12 protein-coding genes are annotated in these 17,938 nt (G+C 39.0%); all 12 read right to left on the bottom strand.

The features are described 5' to 3' along the window. Nucleotides 1–234: hypothetical protein (locus tag ACO1O5_RS08635; RefSeq protein WP_486269442.1), on the bottom strand; the 234-nt coding region annotated here is incomplete at its 3' end. Beyond that, nucleotides 231–1,709: an iron-sulfur cluster repair di-iron protein gene (gene ric / locus ACO1O5_RS08630; RefSeq protein WP_486269441.1), complete on the bottom strand. Its 1,479-nt coding sequence runs from the start codon at nt 1,707–1,709 to the stop codon at nt 231–233. The genes ACO1O5_RS08635 and ric, both read right to left, overlap by 4 nt. A 210-nt stretch (nt 1,710–1,919) precedes the next feature. Then, nucleotides 1,920–4,502, bottom strand: a complete 2,583-nt coding sequence (locus ACO1O5_RS08625; RefSeq protein WP_486269440.1) for a family 20 glycosylhydrolase — start codon at nt 4,500–4,502, stop codon at nt 1,920–1,922. A 15-nt stretch (nt 4,503–4,517) separates the two neighbouring features. Further along, on the bottom strand, nt 4,518–5,927 hold the full coding sequence (locus ACO1O5_RS08620; protein WP_486269439.1) for a sialate O-acetylesterase: 1,410 nt from the start codon (nt 5,925–5,927) through the stop codon (nt 4,518–4,520). A 64-nt stretch (nt 5,928–5,991) separates the two neighbouring features. Beyond that, nucleotides 5,992–6,897, bottom strand: a complete 906-nt coding sequence (locus ACO1O5_RS08615) for a DMT family transporter (RefSeq protein ID WP_486269438.1) — start codon at nt 6,895–6,897, stop codon at nt 5,992–5,994. 14 nt (nt 6,898–6,911) lie between these two features. After that, the gene (locus ACO1O5_RS08610) at nt 6,912–8,096 is read right to left on the bottom strand and encodes an AGE family epimerase/isomerase (RefSeq protein WP_486269437.1); all 1,185 of its coding nucleotides are present in this window, start codon (nt 8,094–8,096) and stop codon (nt 6,912–6,914) included. A gap of 26 nt (nt 8,097–8,122) precedes the next feature. Further along, nucleotides 8,123–9,286, bottom strand: a complete 1,164-nt coding sequence (locus ACO1O5_RS08605) for a sialidase family protein (RefSeq protein WP_486269436.1) — start codon at nt 9,284–9,286, stop codon at nt 8,123–8,125. Between the two features lie 74 nt (nt 9,287–9,360). Then, nucleotides 9,361–10,593: an MFS transporter gene (locus tag ACO1O5_RS08600; RefSeq protein WP_486269435.1), complete on the bottom strand. Its 1,233-nt coding sequence runs from the start codon at nt 10,591–10,593 to the stop codon at nt 9,361–9,363. 96 nt (nt 10,594–10,689) lie between these two features. Next, a complete protein-coding gene (locus tag ACO1O5_RS08595) occupies nt 10,690–11,856 on the bottom strand; it encodes a hypothetical protein (RefSeq protein WP_486269434.1) in 1,167 nt (388 codons plus the stop codon). A gap of 6 nt (nt 11,857–11,862) precedes the next feature. Then, a complete protein-coding gene (locus ACO1O5_RS08590; RefSeq protein ID WP_486269433.1) occupies nt 11,863–12,804 on the bottom strand; it encodes a dihydrodipicolinate synthase family protein in 942 nt (313 codons plus the stop codon). An 87-nt stretch (nt 12,805–12,891) separates the two neighbouring features. Continuing rightward, complete coding sequence (locus tag ACO1O5_RS08585; protein ID WP_486269432.1) at nt 12,892–14,442, bottom strand: RagB/SusD family nutrient uptake outer membrane protein; 1,551 nt, start codon at nt 14,440–14,442, stop codon at nt 12,892–12,894. Nucleotides 14,443–14,481: 39 nt separating this feature from the next. Beyond that, nucleotides 14,482–17,838, bottom strand: coding sequence for a SusC/RagA family TonB-linked outer membrane protein (locus ACO1O5_RS08580; protein ID WP_486269431.1), 3,357 nt, complete (start codon nt 17,836–17,838; stop codon nt 14,482–14,484). Nucleotides 17,839–17,938: the final 100 nt, after the last annotated feature.

Raw genomic sequence — 17,938 nt, 5'->3', positions numbered from 1 at the left:
TTTTCTTAAGCTATCACTTTCCGGTAGTTTACAAAAAAGTAATTGTTCTTCATCTTTAAAATGCTTTTCAAGATCTGCCTTAAAAAAGTAAACTACATATTTACTGATTCGTTCTGCATTGACGGCTTTTTCCAGGCCTTGCCTTACCTTCCATACCAGTAACAAACCAAAATGATGATCTTTGGAAAATGAAACAATGGCCTGGTGCCTTTTTATGGGTGTCTGGTCTTTCATTTCTGTAATTGTTTTTCTATCTCCAATGCTTTTGGAAATAGAATATTGTTTTCAAGATGAACATGTATGTGTAAATCATTTTCAAATTCATCCAATGTTTTAAATAAGTAAGAATAGCTGGCGCAGGCATCCTCGGGCAGCGAGTAATTTTTACTCAGTGTCCTTATCTGGTCCAGTTTATTCCCCACTATCTCATGCTCATGCTCCATCATATTGATTGGATTTTGAACGGTACCAAAATGCGCAGCATGCAACGGCTGAGCAGCATTCTTTGCAGTAACCAATTCTTTGATATAAGGGAATAAGACTTTTTCTTCTTTTATCATGTGTGATAACAATTCCTCGCACACTTCATCTGTTAATTGACTGATTGCAAATAATTCAGGATGACGATTTCCATGCACACTTGCCACCTTCGATGAATAAGACCTTAGATCAGGAATTGTTTTCTTTACATAACTATGATGGGTATTCGCAATGTAGTCTGCCAGGAAATCAAGACTCCATTCATTGTATAGCAATGGCCGGGATCCGGTTACATTATTGTCGGCGGTTTGCAATTCCTGCTCTACTATTGTAACATCCAATCCTTTTTCCGCACAGGCTTCTTTCACTGTTTTCTTACCTCCGCAACAAAAATCCAACCCATATTTTTTAAATACTTCAGCTTTGCGTAAATCCTTTGCAGCAATCTCTCCCAGGGTTTCATCGGCTTCTCCCGCTATTTTTTTACTGATCTTTACCCTCCACAATTGTGGCCCCTGTTCAAGATATTCCCAGTTGAAAATATTTCCTCTTTCACCCAATAGCTGGTAATACAATGGTTTGGGATCATGATCATTGTGTATGGTCAAACTCTCTCCAGGCTTTAATTCATCAAACCGAACAAAAATGGTGGGATGTTTTAGTCTAGGTTCTATTTCGGTTACAATAAGAATGTTTTCTTTTTCCGTAGATTCCACTATTTTCTCGCCGGCTGCAGCAATTTTATTTCTTGAGATCTTTATTCTAAACAAATCGGGGCCTTGCTCAAGATAGTCCCACGTGAAAATATTTCCCCTGGTATTCTCTAGTTGAAAACGGAGCGGAATAGGATCATGATCATTGTGCAAAATCAGGAATTCACCCGGTTGCATGGCGTCAAACCGTGAAAAAATGGTGGCATGCTTTACCCCTGGATTCAATAAAGTAGCATCTAAAATATTTACATCGTCTTTTTCCAGAGATGCCTTATTCTTTTTAGTAATTTTCACTTTCCATAATTCCGGCCCCTGTTCAAGATATTCCCAGGTAAAAATCTCTCCTCTTTCTGCCGCCAATTCATAATAAAGAGGCTTTGGGTCATGGTCATTGAGTAAGGTTAAACTTTCGCCGGGAATCAATTCATCAAACCGCACAAAAATGGTTGGATGTTTTAGCTTTGGTTCCAGTAAGGTTACATTAAGAATATTGTCTTGGTCTAATAAAGTTTCCATAAATAAAATGATTTATAAGTTAATTGAACACGAAGATAGCTATTTTTACTTAATAAAAGTATAAAAGTACTTTTATTCTTATATTTATTTTACCCTCTTTTTCCCCAGGATATTGAAAACATAAAAGTTTAGGAAGAGATACTTTATTTCAGCGCCATAAAAAGATACCTCGGTTTAATGCGGCTATCTTAACAAACAAAAAATGTGCACTTAGTAACTGCACACCGGCGCAAAAGTATATTCCCATTTTACCGGGTTTTGCCAATCCTTGCCTTTAAAGCTTCCCATTGGCGCCTTTATTAAAACTATATTCCATCCTTTATGAAGTAAAATTTTGGTTGGTTCCCTGTATTCGTAACCTTCATCGACTAAAGGAATTTCAGCATTTCCTTTTTGGCCTGGGTGTTTCCAATCAGGCGCAGGTATCTCATTCCCATTCACCCAGATTTTGCTTTGTAAATTATTCCAGGTTCCTGGGCCGGGTGAATCTGTTGCCGGCGAACGGGATAAATTATTAAAGCCAATCCAAAAGTCTCGCAACCCTTCATCATTACTCCATATTTTCGTGTATGCATACCAGGTAGTGTTTTCTTTTGGATTATTCAGAACACCTTTAACAAGCGGAGCCCACCAGTGTCTTAGTACGATAGTTCCGCCGGCGACAATTTTTGAGGGCTTTGAATCTGGATCATTTAATTTGCCTTTTTCCGGTTCAAATTGTTTTGAAAGCTCTCCATTATTTTCATAAGGGCCATACAGTTTCCAAACCAGCTGGCTTTGCTTTACATATGGAAATGGAACATCCTTAAAATATAATCTCTTATGATCTAACAAACGATTTTCAAACAATGCAAATTTATTGGCTTCGGAAGAACCCGGGGCGCCAATAGTTGCTGTCCACCCCTTTCGTCCTCCACCGCGCCAACATCTTTCTGCAAAGGTCAGGATACCAGGATAAACCGGGTTCATTCTTAAAATATCATTTTCATTTCCTACTTTCCTGTCGGGCCAAACGCAAAGCGTACCCCCTTTTATATTGTCATCTTCGTGCGTGGTATCGCCTATTTGCCGGTTAAAAATAGTAACCACTGCTTCCAAAGGATCCATGTGATTAATGTATAAATGTCTTGAATCAATAAATTTCAATGTTGAAATATTTCTTTCACCATTATCACTCATCCAAAGCTGGCGGATAGTTTTATTATCAAGTGGTGCACCAGGGCTCCAGGAAATAGTTTTCTTTCCAAAGCTTTCCACGTATCTCAATATTTGAGGCATAAAATTTTTATTGGAAATATGCACTTCATCACCGCCAACATGAAAATAAGGAAGGCCTTTGAACATGGTAAAAAACTCTTTTAAAATATTTTTCAAAATTACAATACCTGAATCTGATTGCATATCAACACCCATCGCCCGCTTAAATGCTGCGCTGTGGCCTGGCATATCAATTTCAGGAACAAGGGTGATGTATCTCTCCTTGCAATAAAGAATTAATTCTTTCAGGTCGTTTGCTGTATAATACATGCCTTTGTTTCGAAGCATATTTTCCGGGGCTGTAAGTTGTGGATACATTTTACTTTGCAAACGCCAGGCAATATCTTCCGTAAAATGAAAATGAAAAATATTGAGCTTGTATTTGCTCATTACATCAATCTGTTGTTTCAATAAGAGCATTGATTGAAAGTTCCTGCCAACATCCACCATATAACCACGCCATGAAAACGCAGGCCAGTCAACGATTTCGCAGGTAGTAGCCAGCGAACCATCACGCATTAGTTGCCGCAATGTCTGTATACCATTAAAAATTCCATGGGAAGTATTTGCGGTTATGCGTATTCTATTTGGTGTAACACTGAGACGATAAGCTTCCTCTTCCAACATCGGGGCATTTACTTTGCCAATGTCTAATACAATGACCGGCTCGCCTTTATCCGAGTCTGTATCTATGTTTATGATTAGACCCTTCTCTTTCAATTGTTGTTTGAAATTTTCAGCTTCCTTCAATAAAACGGGATTTTCAGCAACAATTTTTTTACAGGCAAAAAGGGGGAAGTAATCAGTTGTAAAACTTACTTGCTGCGGCAACGGAATAAGTGAAGGATATCTTTCCAGGTTATATACATAAGGATATAAAATGTGCTTCCATATAAGGTAAGCTTCGCCTTTTAAATGCAAACCGTCGTTGGAAAGGTTAGCCTTTAGTTTTCCATTTTCATCAGCAAATGAGGAATATAAATCAATATACGTATAAGCGTGGCTGTTAGCACTGTCTTTTAATAGCGCATTTATAATTTTTATCTGTTGCCCTTTATTGGTGTGTGTATTGAATTTGCCATACACATTATTTACGGGCAATATGCTTTGTACGTATAATTTTGTTGATGGCGATTCCTGGTGAATATAATCTGCTATTAACAAAATATTTTTTACAATGCTGTCTGTGCCGGTATTTCCCGCAAGGTCATTTATACCTATCAATAAAAAAACCTTTGTCGGTTTGCGGTTTGTTACTTCATCCAGCCGATGAATAATACCAGCGGTTATATCTCCGCTGATGCCACGGTTTTTAACATGAAGATCATTGAATAATTCAGTCCATTCAGCATCATCCGTAATGCTGTTGCCCAGAAATATTATATCACCGGTTGTTTGAGGTAATGTTTGAAAATGTGAAACCCGCTGCTGATAGTAAGTTGAAAATATAGAGTCAGGATAAGAAGGCAGAACAACCTGTGAAAAGATCGAATGTTGTAATAAAAAACAAATTATAGCGAGTAAAGCTTTTTTCATTTTTTCAAAAGTCTTTTAGTCAACTTTTATTTTAAATGTCGATGCCGGTAAGTTTTCACTGTTTACAAGATTTGCGTCAGTAAATGGCTTCCATGCATAATAAACGTAACGCGGCTTTTGCTTTGACATGACATTTACTTCATTGTCTTTAATCATAGCATCTACATCGGTAGTTGCATCAACAGAGAATCCCCTTAATATTTTTCCATCTGATGTTTTTAAACCTACGCCTGTGTATTGGAATGTGATGATTACCTTTCCATTTTTATATTTTGCATATATAGGTAGTGGTCCGGATGGAATAATATTTTCGCCATAAGTTTTATTTAAAGCCCACCTTGCCAATCTTTCACCAACCGTTTTTTTATCGGTGGGGTGCACAATATTTTTAAATCCTATATCGCTGCAGACAGCCATGCCCCCGTATTGTATCATATTCAAAAGTTTCCTTTGCTCATTCCTGAATTCCGGCCACAATTCGGATTTATAATGAACAGTATCAATTGATGATAATTGTACCCAGTAAAAAGGCATTTGTGGCTGATGCCATTCAGAACGGTAATCTGTTATCATTATTTTTTGTAAAGCATCATATTCGTTTACCCTTTCAATTTCCTGTGCATTACTTTCGCCCTGGTACCAGATAATGCCTTTTATGGGCAAATCAGTCATTGGCTTTATTCCCGTCTCAAAAGCAAACCCTGGTTTGTATCCATGATTGGGACCTGAGTCACCTGGTTCAATATTTCCAACATTTTGCATTCCTCTTTCTCTTACCCAAACAGGCAATGTATTGTTCGTCAGCCAGTTTCCATTTACTTTATCTGAAAATTTTTTGCTTTGTTTTAGAACATCCCTACTAATAAAGGTTTCAATGGGGCAGCCTCCAATCGCCATGTTAATTAAGCCGACTGGCACCTGTGCATTCTTTGCGATTTCTTTTCCAAAATAATAAGCAACAGCAGACATTTCTTTTACAGAATTGCTATCGCAGAACTCCCAGGTTACTTTGCTATAAAAATTGCCCGACGCTAATTGCTGATTCATCGAATCGGTAAATGCAGTCGCAAAAATATTTTTACCAATGTATGAAGGATTGTATAAACGAATTAAAGGCTGATTACTTTGTTTGATTTCATCTGCAAAATGCATTTCACTTTTCATTGGAAATTCCATGTTTGACTGGCCAATGCACAACCAGATATCGCCTATAAGTATATTTTTAAATTCAACAGTCTGCTTACCGCTTTTTACAATAATAGATTGTGGTTTCGTATTTACTATTTGTTTTTTAAGATAAATGCTCCACAATGAATCGGCATTTGCAATAACATTTTTTTGTGCGGCGGAAAATATTACTGAAACGTTGCTTCCCGGAATAGCTTTGCCCCAAATATGAATTGCTTTATCTCTTTGCAAAACCATATTGTCTGAAAAAATTTTAGCAACCTTTAACTGTGAAATACACGTCAATGGCAAAAGCAACAGGCTAATCAAAAACAACTTCATTTTTTGTAATATTGATTTTGGATAAAAATAATCCGGTAATTACAAGAAGCACCCCGGTAATGGTGTATAAGCTAATTTTATCCCCCATCCACCAATTAGCAAATACAAATCCAAATAAAGGACATAAGAACAACCAAAGACCTGCACGAACAGGGTTGACGCTCAATAGCCATAACCATAATTGAACAGCAATGATCGAGACAGGTATAACAAGCCATACGACAGGCAGCCAGAATGATTTAGTATAATGATTTTGCTCTCCTTTGTAAAAGAATAATGTCACGGGCAACAGGAATAACCCCCCAAAAAAAGTTTGCCAGCCATTGATGGTAAATAAAGAAAGACCATTCCATTTTTTTAACGAAAAATAAATTGCGGCCGCCGAATAACTAAGCATACTAACGAACAAGATGAGCAAACCTGTCGTTGTTACTGAAGCATCGCTAAACAAAGGCCATGCTGCACAAACAACTCCAAGCGTACAAATAATCAATGAAAGAATGACGGACATTGTTAGTTTCTTTTTCAAAAAGAAAACCGAAAGAAAACTAATGAACACAGGGTTAGTAGCTACGGATAAGGCCCCAATACCGGCCGTGATGGTTTGCATCGCAACTACATAACAACCTAAATAAATTGTAATATTCAACAACCCATATACTGCTATTTGTTTCCATTCTTTGCCGGCGGGGAAGCGATGGCGTTTTATTACGTGTGCAATGAATAACATTATGGCTGCGGCAAATGCAAATCTCACTACAGCAATAACCAATGGTTGAGCAACTGTCAGCGCGATTTTTGTTGCAGTAGAAGCAGAGGGCCAAATTGCGGCGAAAACCGATCCCGCTATCAGCCATTGATATTGTTTATTTAATTTAAAAGGCATATTTATGAGATAACTTATTGGTTCAAGTATTGATCCAATAATTGCATGCAATACCATTCCTGTCTTGGCAAATGAAAGGGACCTTTAAAAAGATTGCCTTTTGCGGTTTGCGCTATTGTTCCATCCCGATGAAGGTAACCAAACCATTCGCCCCTTTCCTTATCACGGAAATGACTATACGAATAATCATGTACCTGTTTGTGCCAATTGGCATATTTCTCGTTGCCGGTTAATGTATATGCCAATAAAGTAGCGATAATTGTTTCATTGTGTGGCCACCAAAATTTCATATCCTGCCAATATTCCTGCACGGGTTTGTTGTAAACATCCCGGAAATAAAACATTCCGCCAAATTCTTTATCCCAGCCGCGCTCCCACATGTAGTCGAGCATTCGGCAACCCAAATCAATCAGATGTTTATCATTGTTACGATGCGTTGCTTCATGTAAAATAAACCAGGCGCCTTCAATCGCATGGCCGGGCGTGAGTGTTCTTCCGTCAATATGATCTATAATACTGCCATCTGGAGATACTTGTTCCATTACACATTTAATATCATCTTTCACAAAATAGGTCTCTATCTCGTGGATCCATTTTGTTATCCACTCATCACACCGGTTGTCATCAATATTTTCTCTTAATTGCTGCCCGGTGTTCATCATAATCATTGGTACACCAATTCCCTTTGATGGGCGTGTACTTTCAAACTTTTCATTCAATTTTTTATTACCATTTGCATACGCGATGCAATCACCAAATACTCTTCCCGCATTTATGGCTGCTTCTTCATTGCCGCTTGCTTTTGCGTAAGCAGCTGCAGCAATAACATAAAAAGTTTCCGAGAAAAAATATCTTCTTTTACGAATTGGCTTTCCTTCACGTGTTACATGAAAAAACATTTTTCCATCGGTGTCAAAACAATATTTGTTTAAAAAATCGTATCCAAGTTTAGCTCCATTCAGCCACTCTTCTTTTTTTTCAACAGTATTATATAAAGTTGCCAAAAGCCACGTAGCCCTGCCTTGTATCCAGATGGCTTTATCATCGTCAATCAAGCTACCATCAGCATCACGCATCAATAAAAAGCCCCCATTCGCTAGATCATAAGATCGCGGAAACCAAAATGGAATGGTATCAGTTATGAGTTGATTTTTATAGAAATCCTTTAACTGAATTAAATCTTGTTTTGAATACGACACTATTGAATAATTAAATTTTTTTTAAATCACTTCCAGGTTAGCGTGGTAAATACGATTTCTTTATAGTTATCCTTTTCATACAACACACCAATTTTTTTCTTACTTAATTTTACCAGGTCAGAGTAAGCTGTGTAATCTTTTTGTGATCCGCTTTCACTTCTATCAATTTTGTATGTTCTTTTCCAGGTTTTCCCATCATCGTAACTAATCCGTATTGTAAGATTATTCCTGCTTCTCACATCTGCTGCATTGCAAAATGCAATGATATTTTTTCCACGTTTAGAACCAAGAGTTAATAAACTTCCCTCGTTAACGGGATCAATTAAAGTTTTATCAAAATAAGTAGTATCCCATGTTGCGCCACCATCGCTGCTTATTGAAACTATTCTTGCCCTTATATCTCCCCGTTGATTGCGGCTGTTCATCATTAAATTATTATGGCTCAATTCTGCGGCCGTTGATTCGTTACTTCCGGGTATACTAACGTTATCGGACAATCGAAATGTCTTACCACGGTCATCAGTATAGTAGCCGTTCGCGACATAGTCAGTAAAATCCTTTTTAGGGTCACCTTTTAAATGATTAGCAGCAATAAAAATTCTTCCCTTATACTTTCCATTTTGAAACTGCATAGCATGTCCAGGAGTATTCGCGAAACTTCTCCAGTCTTGCGTGAAATTGTAATCCGGGTTTATTTGTGGTTGCTTTGGGCGATGAACCTGGGTAGTTATATTAATTCCCGCGCTCCAGGTTAGACCGTTGTCAATTGACGATTTATACCATACTTGACGTAAACCATTTCCTTTTCTAACCTGCCCCTCATTATTGTTCCCGGTGTTATAAAACAGAAAAACCCTTCCCTGCGGATAGGCGGGATCGTTGGTATCAACTACAGGTGCGCAATTGCCTGCCTGCAAAGAATTTGCGTCCACAATAATTTGAAGCGCACTCCATGTTTTCCCATTATCGGTGCTCTTCTTCATTACTATATCAACGTTGCCAAAATCCGACGCTCCGTTAACTCTTCCCTCACAAAAAGCTAACAGATCTTTATTTGGCAAACCAATAATTGCAGGTATGCGATAGCTTTTATAACCTTCGGTTCCGGAAATAAAAACCGGGATGTTATCCTGGCAAAATGAATTAAAAAGTAATGAAAGAAAAAGTAAGGTCACGGTAATTTTTTTCATTTATTATTTGATTTTTTAGAAAGATTACTCATGTTTTTTATTATGAATTTTTTTTCTGAAATTTTCTATGCATGTCATGTAACCTGAACATTTGGTCGGAGAAAATACAATTGAACAGCAAGGGCCACCAAAACGACAGCCGACATCATAGCAAAACTTTTTCCCAGGTTTCCCGCATCTGATGACTCGCCCAGGAGGTCCGTAATTAGAGCACCCGCGAACACGCCCACCATGTTCATAATTCCATAAGCGGTGGCTCTTAATTTTTGCGAAACAAATTGGCAAAGTATGGGCATGTTATTGGCATCGAACATACCATAGCCTACACCAAAACAAAGCGCAGCGCCGACCACGTTAAAAAGCGAATGCCCGAACCCTAACAATAGCAGAGAGGGTATTGTCAAAGCGAGTCCAATAGCACTCGTATAAATTCTGCCACGAATATTTTTTTGCACCCATCTATCAGACAAAATTCCGCCAAATATTACACCTATAAATGAAGAGGCTGCAATAGTGATCGTTGATAAAGGCCCGGCCTGCGACATAGGAATATTAAGATTTTGCGCAAAGAGAGTAGGCAACCAATTTTTGGTCGCCCATCCTGGCAAGGATGGTATTGCAAAATAAAAAAGTATGATCCAAAAAGAAATGTTGGAAAATAATAAAGCCAATCCTTTTAGAACGGATGTTTTATCTGGGACAAGCATTTTGTTGTCCAAATTGATTTTTCCACGATCGTTTTTTTCTCTTAAAAAAACAATTAAGACCAAAGAATAAGCAATGCCTATCAGACCGAAAGAATGAAAAGTAAAGTGCCATGTATAAGCCGCAGCCATAGTGGCTCCAAAGCCGCCCAGCGCTTGCCCAAAGTACAACCCGGTCATGTGAATACCGATAGCAAGCGATCTTGTTTTATCATTGTGATAATCGGCAATCAATGATAATCCGGCTGGAATGTATAACGCTTCACTGATACCCATTACCGCTCTCAACCAATATACCTGGTGGAAACTATTGGCTAAGCCCATTCCATAAGTTACACCGGACCACACAAACAAACTCCCGACTATCAGCCATTTCCTGTTTACCTTGTCCGCGATAATACCTGATAAAGGACTCATAAAACCGTATATCCACAAAAATATGCCCATCAGGTAACCAAAGCTGGTAGCGGATTGCAGTTCGTGGATATCAATCTGCATAGAAGGGCGCATTGTCGAGAGCATTTGCCTGTCCATATAGTTGAGCAATGCCACTACCCATAGCAAGGCGACTACTATCCATTTATAATTTTTGCTTTCCTTCATGATGCATATTTTCCCATTAGAAACTGAGTTTCACAAAGAAAATTATTTGTGTTCTTCATATCTTTTCTGGTGATCATATAAAATTGGTGACAACTTTTATCTTACTACTCTTCCAATCATCACATTTGGAGTTCTTACGCCGGGTTTTATTTCTCCGTTTGAAATTATAATCTCATTTCCCCACATTACTGCAGTTGTCGTTACCTGTGCCGGAAACGGCAGATCGCCAATCTTCGTCCATACGTCACTGTTAGTATTATATAATAAAATGCTTTTATCAAATCCTTTATGGTGAATGCTTAAGTTATTTTTTTCTGCTGTAAGCTTTGCTTTTTCCTGGAGAGTTGTCGCTTTTTTTATTTGGGCAATATAGGTTTCTATCCGGTGGAAAACTTTTCCATTGTCGCCGCCGGTAATTATAATTTTATCTTTACCTAGAGCCACGCCGCAAGCGGCAGACAGGTTCGTAATATTTTTACCGTCAGAAATATCAGCGCACTCTCTCCATGTTTGTGTTTCAATATTAAAAGCATAAACAGTATGATGTAAATCACTGATACCGGAAGCCGTTTTTGATCTTCCTCCAATAATGAAAATGTTCTTTTCTTTTTTTACATACTGGGTGACGGCAATTGCATTTGCTAACCCAACGGGAAGATCAGGAAGCCTCTTCCATTGTTGCCGCACACTATCAAGATCAAGACTAAAAAAACCGCTTGATGAACTTTTTTCGTTATCCCCTCCCGCCGCATACAAAGTATTCCCGATATGAGTAAGTGCTATGCAAGTTAATGGGACAGGCAAATTGGGTAACGATTCTATATCGACTTCATTTGAATCATTATTCCATTTTAATAAATAGCACCTCTTTGAAATACCGTTTGCATTTTCGCCACCAACATATGCAATCCCTTTGTCCGTTGAAGTAGTGCCGCAATAGGCAATTGGTTCCGGCAGACGGCCCTTTGCTTTTTTGTTCCAGAAAAGACTTTTCCCCTCTTTTTGCAACACATGAACTTCACCCGAATAATATTTTGTCCCTCCGTCCCATGGCAAACCATTAGGGAAATTAGCTCCGCCTGCAACTATCAAAACATTATTGCTAACGCCATTAATAGCACCGGCAAACCCTAACGATTTTGACTCACCATTTGATGCCGGTAACAAAGCAGCCAGTTGCCACTTAAAAGAAGGCTTCGGTTTTTGGGCGGGAGCAGCCAATGTAGATAACATAATTATTAAAAAAGTTATTTGCCTGGTCATTATGCGTTAGGCTTTTACGCCGGATGGTTTTTGAGAACAAAAGCTATTAAAATTAATTTGTTCCACATCTTTTTTAAATAGCTCAAATTGCTGGCTATTCATATTTTTTACAGGCAGGCGAAATTCACCACAGTCCATACCTATCATTTTCATGTAGGCTTTACCGGTAGAGATGCCGCCATATTTTCCCAACAAAAAAATCATATCAATAGATTTTTGTTGCAAAGCCTGTGCCTTTTGCAAATCGTCATTATTAAATGCATTTATGAGGCCGTAGTACAAAGGTGCTGCATAGTTGAATGTGCTCCCCACGGCTCCTTTGGCGCCAACAGCTAATGCAGAAAGCATGCTTTCATCCCTGCCCCAAAGTAAATCATACTTTCCGTTTTGAAAATGCAGGCAAGACAGAAAATCCATAAAATCTTCGTGAGTATATTTAATGCCGGCAAAATTTGGAATCTTTCCTTCAATGCTTTTTAAAAGTTGTATCATTGGAAAATCAACGCCGTTTAAAACCGGAATGTGATAATAATAAAAGGGCATGCCCGGCACTTCATCTGCGATAGCTTTACAACATGCTGCAAGCGTTTCCACATCTGCAGGCTTAAAATAAAACGGGGCAGTAAATGAAACTGCGTATAAGCCTTCCTGTTGGGCATACTTTGATAATGCAATAGAGTCAGCAATGCATGTGCCCCCAACAAGCGCCATCACTTTAAAGCCGGGATCACCTTTTGTACAATCGGCCCAGGCTTTTATCACTTCTTTCTTTTCTTGTATACTAAGAGATACCCCCTCCCCCGTAGAGCCGCAAATAAATGCGCCGGTAACATCATTCGCTGCAAGCATTTTATAATACGACGGGATCAATGATGTATTGAGTGTACCATCATTTTTCATAGGTGTAAATGGTGCGGCAATTAAGCCTTGCAAATGTTGAATATTCATTTTTTAAAATATAAGTAACGTTGAGTAAAAGCCGGGGACAAGAATATCCCCGACGCAATTTATGTTTGCTTATGAGAAAAACTTTATTTAATAACCCTTCGTTTGTGTATATAAAGGATCGAGGTTTAACATCGAAACAGAAATTGGCAACTCCAGGGTGGGTCCTTTACCGGAATTAACGGTGGCCTCTGAAAGATAAGCCGGGTTTACATAATTATATACCCATTGATCACCACATCGTCTTAATGCCCACCAACGCTTACCTTCACCAATTTCTTCCCGCAATTGTTCTTCTAATGTTGCCTTAATATTATCATCTATACTCCCGTTTACATACGGCGTATACGTTGGACCGTATGCCCTTGAACGTAGACTGTCAATTTCCGGCGAAGGGTCTTGTCCTAGTTTGGACTTGGCTTCTGCCATTAGCAACAAAACATCAGCATAACGATAAATTGGAAAATCATTGGTAAAAACCTGGCTGGTGCCGGATGCGGTACCAACCCATTTGTTCAGTAGAACACCTCTTACCGCGTATGGAGCAGAGGTACTGTACATCACTTTAAAAGTACCTGCTATTCTTTGATCGGGAGGCCCACTGGTTAGCTTAGTGATCATGTCCTGGTTCATCCCCACTCTGTTTGATCCATTAACGTACGGATAAACATAAGATACTACTTTGGTAGGATCACCTGATTGCTCAAAAGTTAACGTATTCGCCTGTATGGAATTTACGGTAAACTCAGAGAACACAGCATTTTGCGCCTGGCTTAATTCATAGTTGAGCGCAAAAATAATTTCAGGATTATTTGATTTTTTAGTGGCATCAAAAATGTCGGAATATTTTGGATCCAACCCTAATGTTCCACCCTGCAAGCCTTCTACCTGCTGCAAAACCGTTTCCGCAGTAGTTAAATCAGCATTGCCTCCTCCTAATAAAGTTCCCGTCCATAAATTTACATCGGCCTTTAAAACCAACGATGCCACTGCATTCCAATAAACACGTTTACCGGCAGGGAAAGTATAATTATTATTAAATAAAGTGAGAGACTGTTCTATATCACTTTTTATTTGCATAAAAACAGAGTCAACAGGCGTACGTGCCGAATAAGTTTGAGCGGTACTGCTGATCGTTGACAAAGTTTTAGTAATTAAAGGAACGCTGCCCCATGTTTTCGCCATTGTATAATAAATGTAAGCCCGGATACCATACATCTCGGCTAAGTATTGGCTTTTTGTAGCGTCAGGCAAAACGTTGGTAGCGGTAAAATATTGAATGGCATTATTCACCTGGTACAGAAGGCTATAAAAATTACCCCAGTTGCCGTAAGGTACATTTAGCGCACTTATATTTTGATCATAAAGCTGTTGATATCCTCCGTCAACTGATTCTGTAAAAAGTCCATCTGTCCAAATTTCGGAACGCATCTCTCCAAGGCCAAAAAGCGTGCTATTGTAATTTCTGAGTTGGGCGTACACGCCGGTATATAACGTAACCAAAGCATTGGGGTTAGAAAGATCTGCCGCCGATAACACATCTTGCGGAACTGCCTTTTCCAATTGTTTTTTGCACGAGCCAATACTCATGATTAGTATCAAAACGGGCAGTAACTTAATCAATGATTTATATGTTTTCATTCTAAATTATTTTATGTTTTATTTTTTTGATTTAACAGATTACAGCGTAACGTTAACGCCTAAGGTGAGACGTCGTGGCAGCGGGAATTTTCCATTATCAACACCGCCTATTTCCGGGAAATTGCCGCTGTACTTCATGAAGTAAGCCAGGTTATTTCCTGTTATAAACAAACGGGCTCCTTTTATTCTGTTATGAAAGGATTGCTCCAATAAACTTCTTGTTACATCGTAACTTAAGGTTACTTCTCTTGCCATTAAATAATCTCCTTTCTCCCAGAAGTTGGCCGGAGGATTATTTCCCGAGGCATCTGTAGCATAATTTCTTCCCTGGTTGGCCCAATAAAATCTGGGCAACGTACCGGTTGTATTATCCGGCGACCATGTTTTTAAAACATCAACAGTTGAATTTTGCGAACCCTGTACCTGGCTTAAGCCCCTCAGTCTTTCATTGTTAAGAATTACAAAGCCTAAAGCAAAATCAAATTGAGCATATACACTAAATCCTTTATAACTTATTGCTCCCGAAAATCCACCTGATAATTGAGGAGTTGTTCTGCCCACATAAACAAACTGTCTGGAATCAATAGTATCATTTGGATTTACCTGGTGCCAGCGGGCATCACCTAGCTGTTTTAATGTTTTATGTGTATACGGCAAATAAGAATTATAAACGCTAGCATCTTTATCAATGGCCCCCTGAGATGTATAAATGCCATCATATCTGGGCGCATAAACTGCGTCCAACCCTACGCGTTTACTTTCCTGTAACCCGCCAACCTGTATAAGCTGAGTTGGATTTTTAGGATCCCAAACCTGTATGGTTCCCTGCCTGTTTCCGGGAAGTCCGTTGAATGGCAGTTTCACCACATAACTCTTAACCTTGAAAAGATTTGCGCTAACATCAACGCTTAAGCCGTCAACTTTTACGGGCTGAATAACCCGTGCTCTTACATCTAACTCAAAACCTTTGTTTTGCAATTGCCCGTTGTTGTAGTATTGAATGCTTGAGAAACCGGATGTAACATCTAAAGGCAAGCCGGATATTTTGTTGAATATATTTTTAATGAAGTAATCACCGATAATAGTTACCCTGCTGTTAAACAAACCTATGTCAGCGCCAAGGTTGGTAGTGGTGGAAGTTTCCCACTTTAGATTTGTATTGATGTAATTAGGATAGTAGGTGCCTCCAAGGCCATTATAAACCGATGTAGAAGGATAGGTTTGATCCGCAGCATAATAATTTTGTGAACCATCAGAATTGGTTAGCGATGCAAGGTTACCTACCTGCCCCCAACTGACACGCGGCTTAAATACACTTACATATTTACTTACAGGACTGTTTTTGAAGAACTTCTCATTTTGCATATTCCAGCCACCGGAAATACCAGAAAATAGTCCATATTGATTGTTGGCAAGCCTTGAAGTACCATCGTAGCGGATATTGCCTGTTATGAAATATTTGCTTTTATAACTGTAGTTTATCCTGCCAATAACAGACGCCAGTCTCTCCCATGCATTGAAACTTGAATAAGCTCTCTGCGGGTTTGTAATAGTTCCATTTACCACTGCGGGTGGCACTGAGGCAGATAACCATGGGAACAAATCTGTTGGCGCTCCGGATGCAGATCCTGTAAAAGTATGTTCTTTAAAATCATAAAATTCACCGCCACCCAAAACAGTAATGTTATGTACTTTATTAATTGTTTTATCAAACTGTAAAAATGCATTATAGGTATAAGACACATCGTTATAATTATTAAATGAAGCAGCTCTCGTTGTATTAATAGCGCCGTTGTTACCTTGCTGGTACGATGTATTGAAATTATTTGCATTTTGATAGAGCAGGTAGCCGGAACCGGTAGCTAAGAATTTAAGCCACGGTAGTATTGTATAATCAACATGCAGGCTTCCCATTAAACGTTGCTGGCCGGTATTGTTTTGAGGTATCTTGCTCCAATAAAGCGGGTTTCCTAATGTATTGTCATTTGGCCCCGGCAATATAGCGCCGGAGGTATCATTATAATATCTAACGGTGGGGGCTACCCCAACAAATCTTTGCATCAAGCCACCGGCCGCGCCGCCAGCGGGGTCAACATAAGGAAGCTTTTGATTTAATGTGTAACCGGATATTGTAGTGGTTACTTTTAAATTTTTACCTACATTCAAACCTCCATTAAAATTCAGGCTCAGTCTTTTAAGCTGAGATCCTATTACCATCCCATTGTCATTGAGAACACCGAGGCCCAAAGCAAACCCACCCTGGTCATTTGCGCCCGAAAAGTTCAGATAATGTTCCTGGGTAGTATTTTGTTGTAAGATCATATTCTCGCGGGTTCTTACATCTATTTCATGATATAGAATTGTGTCCATTTGTCCTGATATAAATGGATTAGGATCTATAAACGTATTCCATCCGGATTTGCCGATAAAGCGTCTGTTGGCGTCACTTAATATTTGGGTAGTATATAAACCCGTTGGTGAAGTAAATCCATTGTTTAACCCCCAACCCCATGAACCAACATTCTGACCTTTATCCGTGTTGGCGGCATTTGTGTTTCCATCGGCAACATCAGCCTGCCAGCGGCTCTGAATGCCGATCCTGTTCCAATGTATATACTGTGCAGCGGTTAGGTATTGTGCAGAATTGTAACGGATGTAGTTGGTCGTATTTCTATAACTATAATTAATTTGTGTCCTCCCCTTTTTGCCTTTTTTAGTAGTGATCAATAATACTCCGTTAGCCGCTCTTGCCCCGTAGATAGCCAGTGAACCGGCATCTTTTAAGAGATCAACACTCGCTACATCATCCATGTTAATACCATACAAAGTTGACAACACTATGCCATCTACAATAATCAATGGTGAACCCGTGCCATTGAAATTAGAGCCTCCCCGGAAGGAAATGCTGGGAGTGGTACCGGGTTGGCCGGTGGATTGCTGAACCCTGAGCCCGGGCAATGTGCCCTGTAGCGCAGTACCAAGATTCGAGTTGGGAGAAGACTTTAATACATTCTGATCCAAACTTGCGACCGAACCAGTCAAGGTTCTTCTTGTCTGCGTTCCATATCCTACCACCACCACTTCATCCAGCTTGCCATTGGCAACTTTCAAAGCCACATCAATAGTGGAAGAATTTCCCACCTTCACAATTTTTGATGAAAAGCCAATCGAAGAAAAATTCAACGCATCACCAGGTGATGCATCAAGAGTATAGTTTCCGTCAGCGTCTGTTTGCGTGCCTTCTGTTTTTCCAGTTACTACAATACTCACACCCGAAAGCGGATTATTGCTTTCATCGGTAACTTTTCCGGAAATTTTTTTTACCTGCGCCCAGCCCGATGCAGCAATAAAAATTAATGTTGTTGAGAGCAGCAGTTTTAAACCAGTAAATTTCATAATTATCTATTTAAAAAGTATATTTGTATTATGTATGACATAATAAAATTAGAATCATTTTTTCAATTCACCAAAAAAATATAAAAAATATATAAAAATA

The organism is Ginsengibacter sp., from assembly GCF_057362405.1.
This window is presented reverse-complemented; position numbering and strand designations above follow the sequence as displayed.

What these genes read in the sequence shown, in the direction of transcription:
- ACO1O5_RS08620 (WP_486269439.1), bottom strand. Translation starts at nt 5,927, where the DNA reads ATGGTTTTGCAAAGAGATAAAGCAATTCATATTTGGGGCAAAGCTATT.
- ACO1O5_RS08595 (WP_486269434.1), bottom strand. Translation starts at nt 11,856, where the DNA reads ATGACCAGGCAAATAACTTTTTTAATAATTATGTTATCTACATTGGCT.
- ACO1O5_RS08605 (WP_486269436.1), bottom strand. Translation starts at nt 9,286, where the DNA reads ATGAAAAAAATTACCGTGACCTTACTTTTTCTTTCATTACTTTTTAAT.
- ACO1O5_RS08600 (WP_486269435.1), bottom strand. Translation starts at nt 10,593, where the DNA reads ATGAAGGAAAGCAAAAATTATAAATGGATAGTAGTCGCCTTGCTATGG.
- ACO1O5_RS08585 (WP_486269432.1), bottom strand. Translation starts at nt 14,442, where the DNA reads ATGAAAACATATAAATCATTGATTAAGTTACTGCCCGTTTTGATACTA.
- ric (WP_486269441.1), bottom strand. Translation starts at nt 1,709, where the DNA reads ATGGAAACTTTATTAGACCAAGACAATATTCTTAATGTAACCTTACTG.
- ACO1O5_RS08590 (WP_486269433.1), bottom strand. Translation starts at nt 12,804, where the DNA reads ATGAATATTCAACATTTGCAAGGCTTAATTGCCGCACCATTTACACCT.
- ACO1O5_RS08625 (WP_486269440.1), bottom strand. Translation starts at nt 4,502, where the DNA reads ATGAAAAAAGCTTTACTCGCTATAATTTGTTTTTTATTACAACATTCG.
- ACO1O5_RS08615 (WP_486269438.1), bottom strand. Translation starts at nt 6,897, where the DNA reads ATGCCTTTTAAATTAAATAAACAATATCAATGGCTGATAGCGGGATCG.
- ACO1O5_RS08580 (WP_486269431.1), bottom strand. Translation starts at nt 17,838, where the DNA reads ATGAAATTTACTGGTTTAAAACTGCTGCTCTCAACAACATTAATTTTT.